Source organism: Aquibium carbonis (assembly GCF_003970795.1).
In the GTDB taxonomy this organism is placed as follows: domain Bacteria; phylum Pseudomonadota; class Alphaproteobacteria; order Rhizobiales; family Rhizobiaceae; genus Aquibium; species Aquibium carbonis.
This window is the reverse complement of the sequence record NZ_RWKW01000012.1, coordinates 47167-65671: the sequence shown is the minus strand read 5'-3', so window position 1 is coordinate 65671 and position 18505 is coordinate 47167. Positions and strand designations below refer to the sequence as shown.

The window sequence follows — 18505 nt, the reverse complement described above, 5'->3', positions numbered from 1 at the left end:
CCAGACCCCACGCCGCTCTTGGCGGAAGGCCCCCAATCTCAAAACTCACGGACAACCTCCGTGACAACGACACCTAGTTCGCACCGACGGTCGAACAATCCACATCGATCTTACGTCGCAAGGGAGCGATCTCGCTGAGAAGCTGATTGAATCGCCCGGATTCTCGCGGGTTTACGAGCGGGCTATCCTGTTGAGGAAGCATCTCAACCTGAAAGCGCGCGCGTTGATGGAATTTATCTATGAACAGTTCCCCGAATTGACCTCTTTGGAGTTCAACGAGGGGATTGCGTTTACAGGGAAAGTCCGATGAAGCTGTTGATGGAATCCCTTGTCCTGCTGTGCAAGCAGAGCGAGGAACGTATCCGTTTTGGCCGCCGGCTTTCATTTTTTCACGGCGAGATGTCCACGGGCAAGTCCACGATCGCAGAGCTGATCGACTATTGCCTTGGCGGCTCGCTGCAAAAGACGCCCGCTATTCAAAGCGAACTTGTCGGGGTTCAGCTTCAGGCAACGGTCGACGACACTGCCCTGCTGATAGAGCGCACCCCCAATACCACCACCTCGATTGAGGTGAGCTGGGAACGTGACGGCGACACCGGGCGCGAGAACCTGCCCCTTGCGGCCGGCGAAGTCCCCGTTGTCGGTGATGAAATTTACAATTACAGCGACTTCCTCCTGCGCACTCTCGGCATGCCGGTGCTGAAAGTCCGCAAGCGCAAGGGCGACCCGGAGTCGGCGCTCCAGCGCTTGAGCTTCAGGGATTTCTACAAGTTCTGCTATCTCGATCAGCCCGATTTGGATTCCAGCTTCTTCCTGCTCGATCAGCCTATTCGGCAGGAAAAATCCAAGGATGTGCTGCGATACGTTTTGGGATTTCATAGCGACAGACTGAATGAATTGCAGGCCGAGCTTTCCGAAACCCGGCAAGAACAGCGCACGATGCGCGAAGCGGCCAAGCAGCTCGACGAGTTTCTCCATCGGTACGGCTTTGCGTCGAAAGCAACGATCGAGGCCGAGATCGACAAGCTCAACGACGAGGAGGAAAAACTCGATCGGGAGATTGAGAATCAGGGCAGTGACGATCTCCCCGCTTCGACCGTCGCAGAAGAGGACCAGACGCTGATCGCAGCGCTTTCCGATGCCATAGCATCTAAAACGGCGGCGATCGCCGATATCGAGCAGCGCCTGAAGGAGCAGGAGTCGCTCATCGCGGAATTTCTCGCAATGAAGTTCAAGATCGCCCGATCCTCAACCGCGTCCGAGTTGCTCAAGGGCGCGGCGTTTCACGCCTGTCCCGCCTGCGGTACGGAGGTCAGCCGCAAGAGCGATGGCGCGCATTGCGTGCTGTGCAAGTCAGACCTCGCGGAAGCGCCAGGGGGCTTTGAAAGCGACAGCGCCGTAATGGAGCGCGATCTTTCTGACCGCATCGACGACCTGAGACGGTCCGTACACCGCCTCAAGAAATCGCACGACCGGCAGAACGAGGAACTGGGTGTTCTCACAACCAAGCGCGCCGATGCGCAGCGGCGCGTGGATTATGCCCGCAGGCAGATCGAATCCGAATATATGAAACGCGCTCGGCGGCTTGAGAGCCGACGGGGCGAGATCAGGGAACGACGGCGCCTGCTGGTGCGCATCATGGGCATGCCGGGCGAAGTCGAAGCCAAGATGAAGGAGGCTGACGCGCTGTCACGCGGATCAGCGAGCTTGAACGGAACATCCAGACCGAACAGGGCCGCTTCGAGGCGGGACGGCAGAATGTCCATACGCTGGAAAAGAACTTCTATGCGTTGCTTCGTGCCATCCACTTTCCTGAAATCAAGGCGGACGACAAGGTATTCCTGAACCAGCGCACCTAGTTCCCTTATGTTCATCCGAAAGGCGATGAGTCCCTTGCCTGGACGTTCAGCGACGCCGGCTCCGGCGGGAAAATGGTGCTCTTCAAAATATGCTTCGCACTTGCGCTGCACCAGACAGCGGCGCAACGGCATCTGCCGTTACCAAGGTTTATATTCATCGACTCACCGATGAAGAATATCACCCCGGACATCAAACCGGAGATATTCCAGAATTTTTACACCGAGCTTTATCGGCTGTTAGATACCGATCTTAAGTCTTGGCAATGCATCATGATTGACCAGACGCATTTCGAGCCGCCAGCAACGCTCGGCGACCATCTGGAGCGCAGGCTGACCCAAAATGACCCAAACTACCCGCCGCTAATAAGCTACTATCACGGTCATTGACGGCATAGTGATCAAATCTAGTCGCGTCTGAACCCACCTCGCACTGCGTCTTCTGGAGCGCTCCGGCAGAACGGCCGCTCTCTTCAGTCACAGGCTGAAACCGGAGCTTCCGGAAACGGCCCCCAAGCCGGCGTTCGCACTAAGTTCATCGGTCAGGCGTGCTACGGCCACGCGGCCATCGCGGAATCCACAATCCCCAACAGCTTGTTGCGGCCTGCACCGTCCTTCGCAAGCGTCGACATGCCCTGAACCACCGCGAATAGATGGCCGGCCATCATCTCGGCGTCTGATCCGGATGGCAACAGGCCCTCGTGGATGTCCCGCTCGATCCGGGCTCGCAAGGCTGCCTCGATCCGACGGCGGGTCGCTGCCAGCGTCTCCCGCACGGCTTCGGCATCCGGGGAACTCGTGACCAGCGAACTGGCGAGAAGGCAGCCGGGCGGGGTGTCGTCGCCAGTGTCGCCGAGCGCGGCGGCCACCAGCAGGTCGCGAGCTGCATCCCGCGCGCTCGCCGCGCCCGCGATTCCATGTTCGATGGCCTCGATGCCTCCGAGATAGCGATCGACCGCCTCCAGGAACAGCCGGCGCTTGTCTCCGAAAGCGGCGTAGAGGCTGGGCGGCGTGATGCCCATTGCCCGTGTCAGGTCGGCAACGGAGGTCGCCTCGTAGCCGTGGCGCCAGAAGAGATGCATGGCGGTGACGAGAGCCGCGTCCCGGTCGAAGGAGAGCGGCCGTCCCGTGCGTCGCGCGACCTGAGCAGGCGAGGATTCCATATCGTTCGCTATAGAACGCTTGACCCGGCTGATCAAGCTCGCTAGACGACTTCCATAGTGATCACTAGGAAACGATCTCATGTCGATGAACACATATCGCACGCTCGGCCGATCCGGCCTCGTCGTCAGTGCGTTGTCTCTAGGGACGATGACCTTCGGGGTCGGTCGGTGGGGCATGGAACGAACCGATGCCGAGGCTGTCTTCGATGCCTATGTGGAGGCTGGCGGCAATCTCGTCGACACGGCCGACGTCTATGCGGGTGGCCGCGGCGAGGAGATGCTCGGGGCCATGATCGCCGATCGCGGGCTTCGCGACAGTCTGGTCGTTGCGACCAAATCCGGCTTCTCCGCTGGCAAGGGTCCCCATGCCGGCGGCAACGGCGCCAGGCATATCCATGCTGCGCTGGACGGATCGCTGCGCCGGCTCGCCACCGACTACATCGACCTCTACTGGGTCCATGTCTGGGACTCGGTGACCCCTGCCGAGGAGTTGCTGGAAACGATGGCGGGCCTCGTGCGGGCGGGCAAGATCCGCTACTGGGGGCTTTCCAACGCACCGGCCTGGTATGTGGCGAAGATCGCGACGCTTGCCTCGGTCCATGCGATGCCGGGCCCGATCGCTCTTCAATATTTCTATTCTCTCGTCAGTCGCGAGGTGGAAGCTGAGCACCTGCCGCTGGCACGCGATATGGGCCTCGGGATGATGCCCTGGAGCCCGCTCGCCTACGGCCTGCTGACCGGCAAATACGATCGCGCCACGGTCGAAGCGGGCGCGCCGCGTGCCGGGGGCCTTCCCAGCGACGCCGGGACCGGCGCCGCCCGACCGGAAGGCGACAAGCGTCTCGACGGAAGCAATCCTTTTGGCGACACGCTCTTCACGGATCGCAACTGGCGGATTGTCGATGCGCTTCGCGGTGTCGCCGTCGAGATCGGCGAGACGCCGGCCCGCGTGGCGCTGGCTTGGGTTCTCTCGAAGCCCGGCGTCGACACGGCCCTCATGGGCGTGAGCCGGGTCTCGCAGGTGCATGACAACGTCGCGGCGACCAAGCTTTGCCTGCCGCCAGAGCAGATCGCGGCCCTCGACGAGGCCAGCAGTCCGGAGGGGGCGATGATCTACGGCCTCTTCACGCCGGCGGCGCGCCAGAACCTGGTCTTTGGAGGGACCGCCGTCGTCGACCGCATTTAGAAGATCTCTGGAGGCCGCTATCGCGAGCGGGCAGATGCGAAGTCCGCTTCGCTCTCATGCCATATTGTACCGACCCTCCACGCGCCTCTTCAGGGCTTGATTGAACCCGTCATACCCGTTGGCGCAGGGTTTCGCGCCCTTTCTGAAAAGCGGCTGGAACGGCCAGACGACCATGCCGGAAAAGGTCTTGACATTGGCGAGATGCGTCGCGCGGTGGGCGTGAGCATGAAGGTGTGCCGTCCCTCGAAGAGGCTGGCGCTGACGATCCGGGCGGCCCATTCGAGCTTCTGGCCGGGCAAGGCGGAGCGGGTTCGTTCGGCGGCCCGGTTGTCGCCGTTCGAACTGGTCGGTGCCACGGTCAAACATTGCCCAGCTTCACCGCTGCCCGGTTCTAAGGGTTCTTGCCCGGCCGTCGCCCTTTGGTTCGACGGGCCTTGGCGAGGCGATGGAAGTCGAGACCCTCGAACATCGAGTAGTCGACTTCGGGTTGAGTTTCGCGTGAGCAAGTTCCCGCGCACGCACTTCGCTGATCGACTTGAAGCCGTAGAGGTCATGCTCTTCCTCCAGCTTGTGTCCGGCCTGCAGCCGACGATCGCGAGGGTCCACCTTGTTGTCCCGCATCAGTTCGATGTGGCCACCTCGCAGCGAGTGGAACACCTCCCGTCGCTGTCCTGCGATGCCGGCCTTGCGGAAAAGGCGCTGCATGTAAGTGCTTGCCTGCTTGCTTGGGTCCTTGAGACTGGTCAGGGCAGGAAAGAGAAACGCGTCACCTTGGGCGCTCGCCCAGTCGATGAAGCCGATCTTGAGGAGCAGATCATGGAGCACGAAGAAGGTCGTGCTCTGATACGTCTTGATCGGCACGCGCTTCCACAGGCCCTCTGGCGAGAGGACGATTCCCGACGTCTGCGCGACCCACACGCCGGGATATTTCTCGCGCAGGTCGTTGCCCGTCAGATGCACCAACAGGCCAAGGCGCCTACCTGTCAGATTGCCGAGAAGGGGAAGCAACGCTTCGTCGAGCAGGCCGCCGTCCACTCCGGCGCGAAAGACGTCCGTCAACTGGCGCGTGCTGAGCGGCTCGGTGGCTTGTGCCGGCGCGGCCGTGTCGGGATAGCGGACCTTTACGCCGAGCAGGGGATTGTCGTAGCCGTACTCGATCGTTCTCGACCCGATCACCGTCTTGGCGATCGACACGTAGCCGTCTTCCAGGGCGGAGCGCTTCAGCGGCCTGTGTCTGAGATCGGCGTTCGCGGCCAGGATTTCCCAGGGCGACAGCCCGGCCGGGCGATGTCGCGCAAGTGCTGGCCAATGCGTCATGAGTGCGATGTAGGCCTGCAGATCGGCCCCGGAATAGGTATCCACGGGGTGATCGCCGATCAGTTCGATGAACAAAGCGAGGCGGTTGCGCGCCGTCAGTAGATCCTTGTTGTTCTTGCCGACCTTGATCGCGCGGGCGTCGAAATACTCGTCCGCGATCTCGCTCAGCAGCGGCAGGCGCGAGGGCCTGCGTTCGACTGTCCTGCGATCGAGCCTGTGGGCGGGAATGATCTTGCCATCGGCGTCGCGATGGAGGCGCAGATGCGAGCCGGGTCCGGCGGGCTCCGACGACGCAGCTACGGCAAAGGCGATCGGTGTCGGGGTGAGTGGGCCTTCAAGATGCGCGACCTGAGCAGCGTCCGGCACGACTGAGGCGGCGATGTCGTCGGCCGATGGTGCGATTGTGTGGCTGTTGGTATCACCTGCCTGGTCAGGTGCATTCAGGGCTTGTTCGTCCGATGGTCCGGTCGTGGCTGACCGTGGCGCCCCCGGCGCTGCCTGTTGAACGGGAGTTCGATCAGGTTGCTCGTCCGCAGGGGTTCGCCGGCCATCCTGGTTGTCGCCGCCAACTGCGCGTCGGGCCTCGGTGAGCGGGGCCGCTGCGGGACGGCTGCGATCGATGTTGTCGAGCGTTTCCGAGACGCGCCCGATAGCCATTTGCTTGAGACCTTCGGCATTGCCGACGATCAAGGGGTTGGCGCCTGGACCCTTGCTCAGTTCGCGGTTCAGCAGGACGAGGTCGCGAAGGCCGGAGAAGGCTGGCAGCTGATGCGGGGCGGTCGGCGGTGCGGGCTGAGACAGCATTGCCTGGACGGCCTTAAGATAGCCCTTCACTTCGGCAGCAGTCAGTTCGGGCGTCTCGCCCTCGAATGTGGGGACGCCCTGGGCCGGATCGGCATCGCTCTGGTTCATCTGCCTCGCTTTCACCCGGTCGAAGCACTCACGTGCCAGCGCGGCAAGGAGCTCGGCCCTCGCCCTCGCCTGGCTTGATGTCATAGCGCCGAGCCCGATCCGCAGGATGCGGGTTGCGGTGCCGCCGACGATGGCCTGCGGCACTCTCATCTGAAAAAGACAAACGGAGCCTGACCGGACGAGATATTTTCCGGGGCCCGGCGCGCGGGCCCGCCTCGGGGTCTTCTGGATGCCAGGACGGGGAGCGGGCCCCGATCGTGGCGCTACGTCCAGCGATACATCGGACGATACACCCGCTTGCATATGCATTTCGAACTCCCTTGCAGGAGCCGTGAAACTGCGACTTTGCGGGCAGGCGGACGTTCAGCGAAATTGGGGAAGAGTCCCTCGAGGACTGGCGGAGAGGGGGGGACTCTCTCCCAATTAAGCACAAAATCGACCTGTTCCGCGGGTTTTCCCCACAGCGAGCCATCGACGATATTGTTCGCGATACTTAGCACGACTGATTCGGCTTGGGAGCCCAGAATTTCTCCCCATAGATAACTATGCTGCCACAGCAGCGGACCGAACAGCAGGCGGCTGTCCTCGAACAGGCTTCCGCCGCGCTCGAGCAGATCACCGCCACCGTCCGCTCGTTATCCGAGAAGATCCGGCAGACGCGTGCCCAGGCGAGCGATGCCCGGGAAGCCCCGCTCGCATCGCAGAAGGTGGTAGGCAACGCCGTCGAGGCCTGCACCGCATCGAAGCGGGGTCGCAGAAGATCGCCACGGTCGTGTCGGTCATCGACGATTCCGCCCCAACCCGACAGGCGGTTATCGGGCCGGACGAACGCATCCATTTCAAACCATTGGAACGATTGCCCGACTTCGTAGTTCGGCAATGATCTCGTTCATAATGGCCTATCGAGAATCGCATGATTGACCCAGGCATGCCCGTCGTCGTGGTTCCCGCCCGGAACGAGGAAGCCCTGCTTCCGAAGCTGTTGCGTGCCCTTTCCCGCCAGACGATCCTGACGCGCTTTCGCGAGCCGCTCGAGATCGTCGTGGTTCTCAACAACACCGATGATGGTTCCGGGCTGGCCGCGCGACACGCCGTGGCGGGCTTGCCGCAGCTGCGCCTGACCATGGTGGACGTTCACTTTCCCGCCGGGCAGGCCCATGTCGGTTCTGCACGAAGCTTGGCTATGGGCATCGGCAGCGCGATGATTGGAGACCGTGCGGGAGTGATCCTGACGACCGATGCGGATGCCGTGCCCCGCGATGACTGGATCGACGGCAATCTGCGCGCAATTGCAGCCGGGGCCGACCTCGTCGGCGGACGGATCGTCGGCGACCCCGAGGAAGAAGACCTGCTGGGGCCGGAGTTCCTTCGGCGCGCTGCTATGCACGCTCGGTATGCCGCCCTGCGCGACCAGCTGGCGGCGGCGATCGATCCGCTTGATTATGACCCCTGGCCGCGGCATCATGATCATACGGGTGCAAGTTTGGCCGTTCGAAACAACGTCTATCGGGATGTCGGCGGTCTCGATCCGCTGCCATTCCGCGAGGATCTCGCGTTCGTGGCAAAAGTGCAGGCGGCGGGTTTCCGCCTGAGGCATGCCCCCGAGGTCTCGGTGACAGTGTCCGCCAGGACGGTGGGGCGCGCTGCCGGCGGCATGGCCGAATGCCTGCGCAACTGGATCAGGGAAGAGCTGTCCGGAGCGCCGATCCTAGTCGAATGCCCCCGTTCCGTCCAAGCTAGACTGATCCTGCGCCGACGGTTGCGAGTGCTTCAGGGCCGTCCGCCCTCGCTCCTTCGTCCCTGCCTGGATCGTCTGGGACTTCCGGAGACGTCCTATCGATCGACGGTGCCCGGACTGATCGCGCGATTTGCCGCCGACGACCCCGATGCAGTTGGAACCATGCCGGCCGCTCTGGCCATCGCGCAGCTGGAACAGATGATCGCGACATCGGGGGCGCTAGCCAATGCTGCTTGAACCAGACAGCCAGGACGGGCTGGACGAGCTATTCCGCCAGATCGCCGAAGGCGCTCCGGCGCGCGACGTCGACGGCGCGTTTCCGAAAGCCGCCTTCGACGTGTTGAGGCATGCGAACCTGCTTGCGAACCCTCCCGTCAGACCGGGCGAGATGAAGGCGTTGCTGCGCCTTCTCGCCGCTGTTGGTCGCGGAGACCTGAGCGTCGGACGACTCTTCGAAGGCCACGTGAATGCCTTCTTTCTCATGGATCGCTACGGCACAGACACACAGCGGCGGAGCTACGCAACCATTGCTGCCAGTGGGGGCGCTTTCGGAGTCTGGAACACCGATGTCCCGGAGGATCCGCTGCGGCTGGAGGGCGGGCGGCTTTTCGGCAAGAAGAATTTCGCGTCGGGTGTGGATGGGCTGTCGCACGCCATCGTGACAGTCACCATCGATGCCGGCCGGCAGATGATCGTCGTTCCGGTGAGCGAGTTAACAGTCGACCGCGCATGGTGGCGTCCGGTCGGCATGCGAGCATCGGGAAGCCACATCGCGGATTTGACCGGGCTTGAGCCCAGCCAGGACTGGCTGCTGGGAGAACCGGACGACTACATCGCCCAACCTTGGTTCTCTGCGGGCGCGATTCGCTTCGTCGCCGTTCAGGTGGGCGGGATGCATACGATCCTCGACACCGTCGTCAGCCACTTGAACCGAACGAACCGCGCCGCCAATCCTTACCAGTCGCATCGGCTCGCCCGCCTCGGCGCCCATGTCGAGACGGGCTATCTCTGGCTCGACCGCCTCGCGGAAGCCTGGATCGTGGCGGCCTCCAACCCGTATGCGACGGAGCTCCAGGCCTACCTCATGGCTAGCGCGAACGCGGCCCGCATGGTGGTCGAAGAGGGCGCCCTGTGCGTGTTGCAGGAGGCGGAGCAAGCCATTGGCGCGGCCGGGATGATCTCGCCGCATCCGTTCGAACGTCTCATGCGCGACCTGCGGACCTATCTGCGCCAACCCAATCCGGACGGGGCGTTCGCCGCGTTCGGTGAGGCGATCGCATGTGCGCGCTGGAGCCCGGCTGGCTACCGCAACTTGAGCGGCGGGAGGAATGGGTGAGGACCGCCAGGTTCCCGCCGCGCGGGCCGATCCTCGTCGTCGCGCCCCATCCCGACGACGAGTCGCTTGGATGCGGCGGTCTGATCGCGGCGGCTGTTCGCAGGGGCGAACGGGTTCACACCGTGTTCGTCACCGATGGAGGGGCGTCTCATCGCAATTCCGCATCATGGACGAGGACCCGACTGGCTGCGCGTCGGGAGGCGGAGGCGATCGAGGCCTTGAAACGGCTGGGAGCGGAGCAATCGCCACGGAGCTTTCTTGGATTGCCGGATGCCGACATGCCGTCGCCGAACAGTTCTGCCTACAGGATCGCGAAGGCTCACATGGTATCCATCCTGCGTTACCTGTCGCCCGCGTTCGCAATCATTCCCTGGCGCCGCGATCCGCATTGCGATCACAGGGATTCATGGTCGCTGGTGATGGATTCTCTTTCGGCGGCCGACCATTCCTGCGAAGTTCTGGAATACGCCATCTGGCTCGACGAGCTCGGCTTGCCGGAGGACCGACCGCGACCGATCGAAATGGAGATCCTGAGGTTCGACATTTCCGACGTGGTGGACGCCAAAAAGCATGCGGTCAGGGCCCATCGATCCCAGCTTGGCCAACTCATCTTGGATGATCCGTCTGCTTTCGTCCTGAGCGACCGCACGATCGAACGTCTGACGGGGCCGGAGGAAGTGTATTGGCGCCCATGCGTGCGCGAGTGATCCAAGCCGCCGGCTTCGAGGCCAAGTTCCGGCAAGAGATCGACCCGTGGAACTATACCCGTTCCCCGTTCGAGGCGCACAAGCGTGGCATCCTGCTGCGCGCAGCCGGGGATCGCAACTATGGGCGAGGGTTCGAACTGGCATGCGCGATCGGCGAGACGACGAAACGACTGGCACCGCGATGTCTGCGCCTGACAGCGCAGGACGCGTCGCCAACCGCGCTGCGGGAAGCGAAGCGAAGGATCGGGTCGAATGACCGCGTGTTGCTGGCCGCCGGGGTTCTGCCCGCCGATATGCCCAGCGGCCCTTTCGATTTGATCGTGGCATCGGAAATTCTCTACTATTTGCATCCCAACGATCTTCGAAGATTGCTCGGCCAGATGCTGCGCGCGACGGCGCGGGGCGGACGCATCGTCAGCTTGCATCATTTGCGCAACTTCGATGATGCGGCGATCCTTCCCCGTCTTGCCCAGAAGGCTGCCCGGGACCACTTCCGTCGACACATGCGCCTCGTCTATCGCCACGATGAGTTCCGATTCCAGTGCGTAGCCTTTGCCAAAGCCGGCTAACGGACGTATGTCGCGGAAGTCGTCGATCTGTTCTCCAGGCGTGTCGTGGGCTGGGCGATGAGGCTGAGATGACGGCCCTGCTCGTCACCGACGCCCTCATCGTGGCGATCTGGCGCAGGGGCCGCCGCAATTCAACCGTCGCCCCTGGATCTACGACAGGAAAAAAGAAGCCAAAGCTCGACGCTGAAGTCGCCATGCGTCGTCCAAGGCCCCCCAGTCGCCCGGCACGCCGGGATTGTTGCGGTAGGAAAGGCAGTTTTCGCAAGCGCCTTAACCCCCAAAGCTCGCGCAATGCTCATACCCCCAAAGTTCGCGCAATGCTCATAAAGGAATCAGATGGCAATGCTGCAGGGCTCCTACCTCCGGATGCACCCTTCCAGCACCAGGCTGACAGGCCACCCTCCATGTGAGCTCAGTTGGGAAATGGCGCGGTGAGCATTCCGGTAATCGATGCGATCAAGTTTTCCAGTGCGTCTGGAGAAGACCACAATTTCCCTCCCCCGACGTCGGCTTCGAAAGCTGCTTCGCGGGCGGCGAGGGCGGTCGTCAAAAGGATGTACATAAAGATCAGTCGCTGGTTGACGATGTGCGGAGGCAAATTGGGAAGGAGCTTCCGGATATGGGCGATGCAACGCAGGTATCCGGTGTTCTGCACGCCATCGAGCGCTTCGCCGAGCATCGCTCGATGGTTGATTTGTAGGGCGACGATAAATCGCATGTGACCAAACCCGACACTCGGACCCGCTTCGGGTTCGTTTCGTCCCCCGGTCTCTACGTCGATCAAGATACGAACGACATCGGTCACGGTCACTGGTCCACCTGCGCGTTCCAGTTCCTCAAGCGCGCGTCGACGCGCCGAATCCGATCGTCGCGCCCCATCCACAACCAACTCCCGTAAAAGACCCTCCTTGGACCCGAAGTAATAGTGGAGCGATGCTCCGTTGCGCAGCCCGGCCGCAGCGACGATGTCGCGCACGGAGACACCATCGATGCCGCGTGCGGAAAAAAGCCGCTGTGCGGCAGCCTTGATCTTTTCGCGAGTGGGGTCCGGTGCGGCCTGATCTTGATTGGCGACAGTGGTGTTGGAACGATTCATTCACAGGCTTTCGAGCGTCTATCGACGGAGAGACGGGAGGCGGTCTAGCCGAAAACGGCGGGAAGGAACAGGATCAGCTCGGGCATCGCAACGAACAGCACCACGAGGAACAGGTCCATCACCAGGAACCAGACGATTCCGCGGAAGATGGCCGACGTGCTGACGGTGTCGCCTACGACGCTCTTGATGACGAACACGTTCATGCCCACCGGTGGCGTGATCATACCGATCTCGAGCAGCTTGCACAAAAGGATGCCGAACCAGACGAGCGAGTAGCCGGTCTCGGCAATGATCGGCAGCACGATCGGCAGCGTCAGCAGCATGGCGCCGATCGGCTCTAGGAACATGCCGAGCAGGAGGTAGAGCAGCACGATGCCGGCGATTATCACCAGCGGCTCGGCGCCGAGCGACAGCACGGCTCCGCTCAGCCAGTCGCCCGTGCCTGACAGCGCGAGGAAGCGCGTCAGCAGGCTCGCCCCGATGCCGATGATGATCAGCGAGGACGTGGTGGTGACGGTCTCCAGGATCGCGTCGACGAAGGCCCGTACGGTGAGCGTGCGCTTGGCCGCTGCGATCAGCGTGGCGAGCGCCGCACCGACCGCGCCCGCTTCGGTCGGCGTGAACACGCCCGAGAACAACCCGCCGAAGATGCCGATGACCAGCAGGATCACCGGCCAGGTCTCCTTCAGCGCGGCGACCTTCTCCGCCATCGTCGCCTTATCCGCGATGGAGGGGGCGAGCGAGGGATCGCGGATGACGCGAATGAAGATGACGACGATGTAGCCAGCCGCCGTGATCAGCCCTGCCGCGATGCCGCTGAGGAACAGGTCGGTGATCGGCACCTGCGCGATGATGCCGTAGAGGATCAGGATGATCGATGGCGGGATCAGGGCGCCGATCGTGCCGGCGGCGGCGAGCGTGCCGGTCGCTAGTTCGGGATGGTAGCGGGCCTTCAGCATTTCCGGGATGGCGATGCGCCCCATGGTGGCCGAGCAGGCGACGGACGATCCCGAGACCGCGGCGAAGCCCGAGGCGCCGAAGACGGCGGCGATCGCCAGCCCTCCCGGCAGGCCTGACAGCCAGAGCCGAGCGGCATCGAACAATCCCTGCGTCAGCCGCGTGTGGAAGCAGATGAAGCCCAGGAGCAGGAACATCGGCACCGAGCTGAGGATCCAGTTGGCCGAGAACTGATAGGGGATGACGCCGAGCGAGCCCCAGGCGACGCGCCAGCCCATCAGCGCCCACAGCCCGACGAAGGAAACGCCGAGCAGCGCCGGCCCGATCGGCATGCGCAGCGCGATCAGCGTCAGGAGGCCGGCGAGCGCGGCCAGTCCAAGCTCGACCCCGGTCATTGCTCGGCCCGTTCCATGTGGGCCATCTGCCCGGTCAAGTAGGCCAGGAAGCGCAGCATCAGCAGCAGAGCCATCAGCCCCGCCCCGAATGGCAGGGCGAAATAGGCCGGCCACACTGCGATCGTCTCCGAGCCCTGCACCTGCGAGGCGCCGAGCGTCATTGCCTTCACCGCCTCGTTCCAGGCTCTCCAGGCAAGGAGGGTCAGCACCGCGCCGGTGGCCAGGTACATCCAGCCCTGCAGGTGATGGCGTAGACGCGCGCCCATCATCTCTGTCACCACCTCGACGGAGATGTGGGCGTTCTTGTGCTCGGCATGTGCGAGCGGTACGAAGGTGGCGATGATCATGTAGTAGTAGGTCACCATGGTGAGGGTGCCTGGCAGCGGGCTGTTGAGGACGTGGCGGAAGAAGACGTCCAGACTGACGTGCACCATCATCAGCGCAATGGCCACGCCGCCGAGAATGGTTCCGATCCGGGCGACGCCGGTCGCCGCGCGCCAGAGCATGTGCATTCGCGTGTCCTCGGGATGGGAGCGGGGCCGCGAAGCGCGGCCCCGCCTCGTATCAGATACCGTGCTTGCTGACGTCGACCTTTGAGTACAGCTCGGTCCAGTAGAGGTCGGCCAAGGCCTCCGCGCTACCGACGTCCTTGACTAGCCCGACCCACTTCGACAGCAGGCCCTCGAAGTCGGCGAGCATCTCGGCGCCGCGCGACACGCCCTTCTCGGAATAGGCGCCGACGAGACCGGCGAGATCGCTCTCGACGAAGGAAGCCGTCGCCGCGGCGACGCCGGGATCTGCCTGATGCACCTCGACGCCGCTCGCCTTGACCTTCTCGAGAACCTCGGCCTCGCCGGACTGGTAGGCCCAGGTCGCGGTCGCACTGGCCTTGGCCACGCCCTTCATGAACGCGGTCCGCTGCGCCTCGGACAGTTCAGTCCAGGTGTCCTTGTTGACGTTCGTCAGCGAGGCGACGTATACGCCGCCCGGAGCGCCGAGCGTGATGTGCTTGACGGAGGCGCCCATGCCGAAGTTCTGCACGTCCGGCACCGACAGGATGATGCAGTCGAGCACGCCTTGGGCAAGTGCTTCGAGCATCTCATTGCCCGACATCGTTACCGGAGTCGCGCCGACGGCCTGCGACCAGCGTGCCCAGTTCGCGCCGCCGATCCTCAGCCGCGCACCCGACAGGTCGGCCATTGTTACGACGGGCTTGGTACAATTGAGGGCATAGCCGGGTGTCCCCGCCGCGCCGGTGTAGACTTGGTTCTGGGTATCGAACTCAGCGTTGCATTCCGGACATTTGGTTAGGATGAACTCGGCCATCGCCGCCGCGTAGGCGAGACCCTCGACCCCCCGGGAGGAATCGCCCATCGTGTTGAGGAGCATCGACGCGTCGAGGATCAGGTTGGTGTGCGGGTACTCGGCGTTGAAGTAGGTCGACATCACAGTGCCGATGTCGGCCAGCCCCTCGCGCAGCCCGGCCGAGGTCTCGGCCATGTTGAGGAGCGACATCGGGAACACCTTGGCGGTGAGATCGCCACCGGTCTCGGTAGATACTGTGGCGGCGAAATCCTCGCCGCCCTTGATGAGATAGGAGCCTGGCGGGTGGCCGATGGCGAAGGTCAGTTCGCGCGCTTGGGCCCCAGCGCCGAACAACAATGCGGCGGCGCAACCCAGAAGTGCCGATTTCATAAGTTTCATCTATTCCTCCCTTACGTGGTGAATGGTGTGGTCAGCGCGCCCAGAAGCCGGGCGCGGTCGTGCGATAGCCGAGGCAGCGATAGGTCGAATCGACCAGTGACTGGCCTCGGCGGTTGAGCAGCAGCCCGGCCCCGAGCCGGTTCATGCTGTAGCCGAAGGCCAGGCCGGCCTCCGGGTCGGCGAAGCCAAGCGAGCCGCCCATTCCGACGTGTCCGAAAGCGGATCGTCCAATGATCAGGCCTTCGCCGCCGCGCCCGGCGTGACGATTGTCCATACTCAGCATGAAGCCTGGGCCGAACCGGGTGGGGACGCGCAGGACCTCGTCTCTATGCGTCACAGCGGATGCAGTCGAGAAGCCCGCCACGATGTCTCGATTCAGGCCGATCCGGCCGCCTCCGTCGAGGAGCGCGGCAAACATTGACGCCAGCGCGCGACCGTTGGCGATGCCCCCGGCCGCACCGATCTCGGCCTCTCGCCCGCCGCGAGTGTTGACTGCGCGGGAAGCCCAATCGCCCGAATTGAACACAAAAAGATTGGTCGCCATCCCCGGCGTCTTGGCGGCCGCCATGAAGGCGCTGTCCGGCTCGCCTTTGGCGGGACGATACGGAAACACCGGCGCCACCCGCCGCTCCGCCGCTTCCGGCAGGCCGATGTGGAAGTCGAGCCCGAGAGGCGTGGCGATCTCGTCGCGGAAGAAGGCGCCGAGGCTTCGGCCCGAAACACGCGCGACGACCTCGCCCAGAAGGAAGCCGAACGTCAGAGCGTGATAGCCTTGGCGTGACCCAGGCTCCCAGAAGGGTTCCTCGCGCTCCAGCCTTGCGATCATGTAGGAAGCGTCGGTTACTGCGTCGGGCTTTACCGGCTCACGCAGCGCCGGCAGGCCGATCGTATGGTCCAGCATCATCCGGATGGTGCCGCCCTCCTGCGCCGCACGAAGTTCGGGCCACATCGTGGTCAGCGGCGCATCGAGATCGACCGCGCCTCGCGCCGCCAGCAGATGCACACAGAGCGCCGTCGCCGCCTTTGTGCAGGAGTAAACAACATTCAGAGTGTCGCGCGTCCAGGCGCTGCCGCCCGGCGCGGTGACGCCGCCCCAGACGTCGACGACGGCGGCACCCTTGGCGATTACCGTGAGCGATGCGCCGATCTCGTCCATCCTGCGGAAGTTTTCCGCAAAGGCTTCGACCACCGGCGCGAAATCCGCATGCCAGTGACCATGGACATCAGCCACCGCAAGCTCGGCCAATGCCGGGGCTGCTTGATCGGGCACGTGCAGTCTCCTCCCTGAGCACCGCTTCTCCTCGCAGTGCCGTCGCTTGCCTTCACCCGGGCCGTTCGTCCGAAACCTGCTTGACAGCTGGGAACGAGTGGCTAAATCCTATGTATAAAGCGATTGTTTAAAACGGTAGCTTCATCGTTCGCCCTGGTCAAGAGGCAGGTGGGGAGAGCGAAGGGATGGAAGCGGCGCGCTAGCGTCGCCTGCCGCGGCGCCGGAGGCGTCCGCGAGAGGGAGGACTGCATGACGATGAAAACCGCCGGGCCAGCAAAGGCCAGCAATCGTGCTCGGCTTGCGGAAGGTATCGCCATCGCCAACATCCCCACGCTGCTCATGGTGCTGGTTCATCTGACGGGGAATCTCGAATGGCTGGAGGCGCCATGGCGACCGACCCGGGGCAGGGGGCTTGACGACAATGACTCGGGCGGACTGCCGAGTGACGTCCAGGCGAAGGTTCGTGCCGCCGCACTCGACGCGATCTGTGCCTGGCGCGACGGACGCGCCCCTGCGCTCCCCGAACCGTCGCCCGAACTCCTGGCTCGGATGCTCTCCGTCTCGATGGGGGAGCAGGTGCCAGAGAACTACGGCGAGAACATCGCTGCCGGACTCGGCTTCGGCCCCGACGCCCGCCGGCCCGTGGGTCTCGACGCTCCCGAGGGCTTCCGCGTGCTCATCGTCGGCGCGGGCGTTTCGGGAATCTGCGCAGGGATCCGGCTGAAGGAAGCGGGCATTGCCTTCGAGATCCTCGAGAAGGATAAATCCGTTGGCGGAACCTGGTTCGAGAACCAGTATCCCGGTTGCGGCGTCGACACGCCCAACCATCTGTATTCCTTCAGTTTCGCCCCCCATGACTGGACCCATTACTTTGCCCTGCGCGACGAGCTCTATGCCTATTTCCGCGGCGTGGCCGAACTGTACGGACTGATGCCGCACATCCGCCTGAGGACCAAGGTCGCCTCTTGCGCCTGGGACGAAGCGGCCGGCGAGTGGGAACTGACCACCGTCAACGCCGAGGGGAACCGTGAAACGCGGCGCGCCAACGTTGTGATCTCGGGCGTCGGTGTCCTCAATATCCCTCATATCCCCGACATTCCGGGCGTCGAGACTTTTCCAGGCCCGGTGTTCCATACGTCGGCCTGGCCGCGCGACCTCGATCTTGCCGGGAAGCGGGTCGCGATCGTCGGCAATGGCGCCACGGCGATGCAGGTCGTTCCGGCTATCGCCGAAACGACCGCGCACCTGACTGTCTTCGCCCGGTCGAAGCAGTGGGCAGCGCCCTTTCCGCAGTTCCGTGCCGAAGTCCCGGCGCCGATCCGCTACCTGCTGAGCGAGGTGCCGCTCTACCAGGCCTGGTATCGCCAGAGGCTCGCCTGGACCTTCAACGATCGCATCCACCCCTCGCTGCAGAAGGATCCGGACTGGCCGCATCCGGAGCGTTCGCTCAACGCGATCAATGAAAGCCATCGTCGCCAGTTCACCGACTACATGAAGGACGAACTTGGCGAGCGGCAGGATCTCCTCAACAAGGTGCTTCCGGACTACCCTCCTTTTGGTAAGCGCATGCTCTTGGACAATGGCTGGTACCGGACCGTCGCGCGCCCCGACGTCACCCTCGTGGCAGAACGCCTCGCCGAGGTGCGCAGCGGCACGCTCATCGCCGGCGACGGGAGCCTGCACGAGGCCGACGTCCTTGTGCTCGCTACCGGCTTCAAGGCGTCCGAAGTACTCTCGTCGATGGATGTTGTCGGCCGCGGCGGCCGCCGCCTGCGCGACGTCTGGAACGGTGACGACGCCCGCGCCTATCTCGGAACCGCTATTCCGGGCTACCCGAACTTCTTTACCCTGCTCGGTCCTAATGTCGGCCTCGGCCATGGCGGCAGCATCATCGCGCCAATCGAAAACCAGATGGATTACGTTATGAGCCTCCTGTCGACGATGCTTTCCCAGCACGCAGCGACGGTCGAGGTTCGCCAAGACGTCCACGACGCCTACAACGAGCGGGTCGATGCCGCGCACGAGCGGATGGTGTGGACCCATGCCGGGATGGAGAACTGGTACCGCAATAAGCGTGGCCGGGTTGTGGCTATCACGCCCTGGCGCAACGACGACTTCTGGCGGATGACCCGTCGAGCCGACCCGCGCGACTACACGATCGCTCCGCCTGCCACGATGAGCGACGCTGTGGCCTGACGGGGCCGCGGGCCTATCTGCCGAACGAGGCGGCGCGCGAGCGACAGGGTAAGGAGGCCCCGCTCGGACGCCCGAAGCAACACAGGGAGGACTTCATGTTCAC

General features: G+C 63.6%; 16 protein-coding genes and 1 pseudogene. 9 read left to right on the top strand and 8 right to left on the bottom strand.

Translation table 11 applies throughout. The annotated features are described in order from the left end of the window. Positions 1 to 306: 306 nt before the first annotated feature. Complete coding sequence (locus EJC49_RS04260; RefSeq protein WP_126698221.1) at positions 307 to 1845, top strand: ATP-binding protein; 1539 nt, start codon at positions 307 to 309, stop codon at positions 1843 to 1845. Between the two features lie 86 nt (positions 1846 to 1931). Further along, positions 1932 to 2246 (top strand): hypothetical protein, encoded by a 315-nt coding sequence (locus tag EJC49_RS04255; RefSeq protein ID WP_126698220.1) that lies wholly within the window; start codon positions 1932 to 1934, stop codon positions 2244 to 2246. 161 nt (positions 2247 to 2407) lie between these two features. Here EJC49_RS04255 and EJC49_RS04250 read toward each other — a convergent pair whose 3' ends face one another. Further along, the gene (locus EJC49_RS04250; RefSeq protein ID WP_170314607.1) at positions 2408 to 3019 is read right to left on the bottom strand and encodes a TetR/AcrR family transcriptional regulator; all 612 of its coding nucleotides are present in this window, start codon (positions 3017 to 3019) and stop codon (positions 2408 to 2410) included. Positions 3020 to 3098: 79 nt separating this feature from the next. On the opposite strand from EJC49_RS04250, the gene EJC49_RS04245 reads away from it, so the two are divergent. After that, a complete protein-coding gene (locus EJC49_RS04245) occupies positions 3099 to 4205 on the top strand; it encodes an aldo/keto reductase (protein WP_126698219.1) in 1107 nt (368 codons plus the stop codon). Positions 4206 to 4580: 375 nt separating this feature from the next. Here the strand turns inward: EJC49_RS04245 and EJC49_RS04240 are convergent, their stop codons facing one another. After that, positions 4581 to 6578: a hypothetical protein gene (locus EJC49_RS04240; protein WP_126698218.1), complete on the bottom strand. Its 1998-nt coding sequence runs from the start codon at positions 6576 to 6578 to the stop codon at positions 4581 to 4583. Positions 6579 to 6927: 349 nt separating this feature from the next. Beyond that, positions 6928 to 7314: a hypothetical protein gene (locus EJC49_RS04235; RefSeq protein WP_126698217.1), complete on the bottom strand. Its 387-nt coding sequence runs from the start codon at positions 7312 to 7314 to the stop codon at positions 6928 to 6930. Between the two features lie 33 nt (positions 7315 to 7347). On the opposite strand from EJC49_RS04235, the gene EJC49_RS04230 reads away from it, so the two are divergent. The 5 genes and pseudogenes from EJC49_RS04230 to EJC49_RS04210 all read left to right on the top strand — a co-directional run. Next, the gene (locus tag EJC49_RS04230; RefSeq protein ID WP_126698216.1) at positions 7348 to 8409 is read left to right on the top strand and encodes a glycosyltransferase family 2 protein; all 1062 of its coding nucleotides are present in this window, start codon (positions 7348 to 7350) and stop codon (positions 8407 to 8409) included. Further along, the gene (locus EJC49_RS04225; protein ID WP_126698215.1) at positions 8399 to 9508 is read left to right on the top strand and encodes an acyl-CoA dehydrogenase family protein; all 1110 of its coding nucleotides are present in this window, start codon (positions 8399 to 8401) and stop codon (positions 9506 to 9508) included. The genes EJC49_RS04230 and EJC49_RS04225 overlap by 11 nt, the downstream gene beginning before the upstream one ends. After that, positions 9451 to 10215: a PIG-L deacetylase family protein gene (locus tag EJC49_RS04220; RefSeq protein ID WP_126698214.1), complete on the top strand. Its 765-nt coding sequence runs from the start codon at positions 9451 to 9453 to the stop codon at positions 10213 to 10215. The genes EJC49_RS04225 and EJC49_RS04220 overlap by 58 nt, the downstream gene beginning before the upstream one ends. Next, entirely contained in the window at positions 10200 to 10784 is a 585-nt protein-coding gene (locus tag EJC49_RS04215) for an SAM-dependent methyltransferase (RefSeq protein ID WP_245453255.1), read from the top strand. The genes EJC49_RS04220 and EJC49_RS04215 overlap by 16 nt, the downstream gene beginning before the upstream one ends. Positions 10785 to 10790: 6 nt before the next feature. Beyond that, positions 10791 to 10909: pseudogene (locus EJC49_RS04210) on the top strand (DDE-type integrase/transposase/recombinase); the annotation flags it as partial. A gap of 287 nt (positions 10910 to 11196) precedes the next feature. Here the strand turns inward: EJC49_RS04210 and EJC49_RS04205 are convergent. Genes EJC49_RS04205 through EJC49_RS04185 form a run of 5 tightly spaced genes read right to left on the bottom strand, consistent with a single transcriptional unit; the run spans position 11197 to position 16206 of the window. Next, a complete protein-coding gene (locus EJC49_RS04205; RefSeq protein ID WP_126698212.1) occupies positions 11197 to 11880 on the bottom strand; it encodes a TetR/AcrR family transcriptional regulator in 684 nt (227 codons plus the stop codon). 44 nt (positions 11881 to 11924) lie between these two features. Continuing rightward, the gene (locus tag EJC49_RS04200; RefSeq protein WP_126698211.1) at positions 11925 to 13232 is read right to left on the bottom strand and encodes a TRAP transporter large permease; all 1308 of its coding nucleotides are present in this window, start codon (positions 13230 to 13232) and stop codon (positions 11925 to 11927) included. Then, on the bottom strand, positions 13229 to 13744 hold the full coding sequence (locus EJC49_RS04195) for a TRAP transporter small permease (protein ID WP_126698210.1): 516 nt from the start codon (positions 13742 to 13744) through the stop codon (positions 13229 to 13231). Before EJC49_RS04195 ends, EJC49_RS04200 begins: the two co-directional genes overlap by 4 nt. 52 nt (positions 13745 to 13796) lie before the next feature. Continuing rightward, positions 13797 to 14936 (bottom strand): C4-dicarboxylate TRAP transporter substrate-binding protein, encoded by a 1140-nt coding sequence (locus EJC49_RS04190; protein WP_126698209.1) that lies wholly within the window; start codon positions 14934 to 14936, stop codon positions 13797 to 13799. Positions 14937 to 14967: 31 nt separating this feature from the next. Further along, a complete protein-coding gene (locus EJC49_RS04185) occupies positions 14968 to 16206 on the bottom strand; it encodes a serine hydrolase domain-containing protein (RefSeq protein ID WP_245453254.1) in 1239 nt (412 codons plus the stop codon). Positions 16207 to 16455: 249 nt separating this feature from the next. On the opposite strand from EJC49_RS04185, the gene EJC49_RS04180 reads away from it, so the two are divergent. Next, complete coding sequence (locus tag EJC49_RS04180; RefSeq protein ID WP_126698208.1) at positions 16456 to 18402, top strand: flavin-containing monooxygenase; 1947 nt, start codon at positions 16456 to 16458, stop codon at positions 18400 to 18402. The last annotated feature ends 103 nt before the right edge of the window (positions 18403 to 18505 follow it).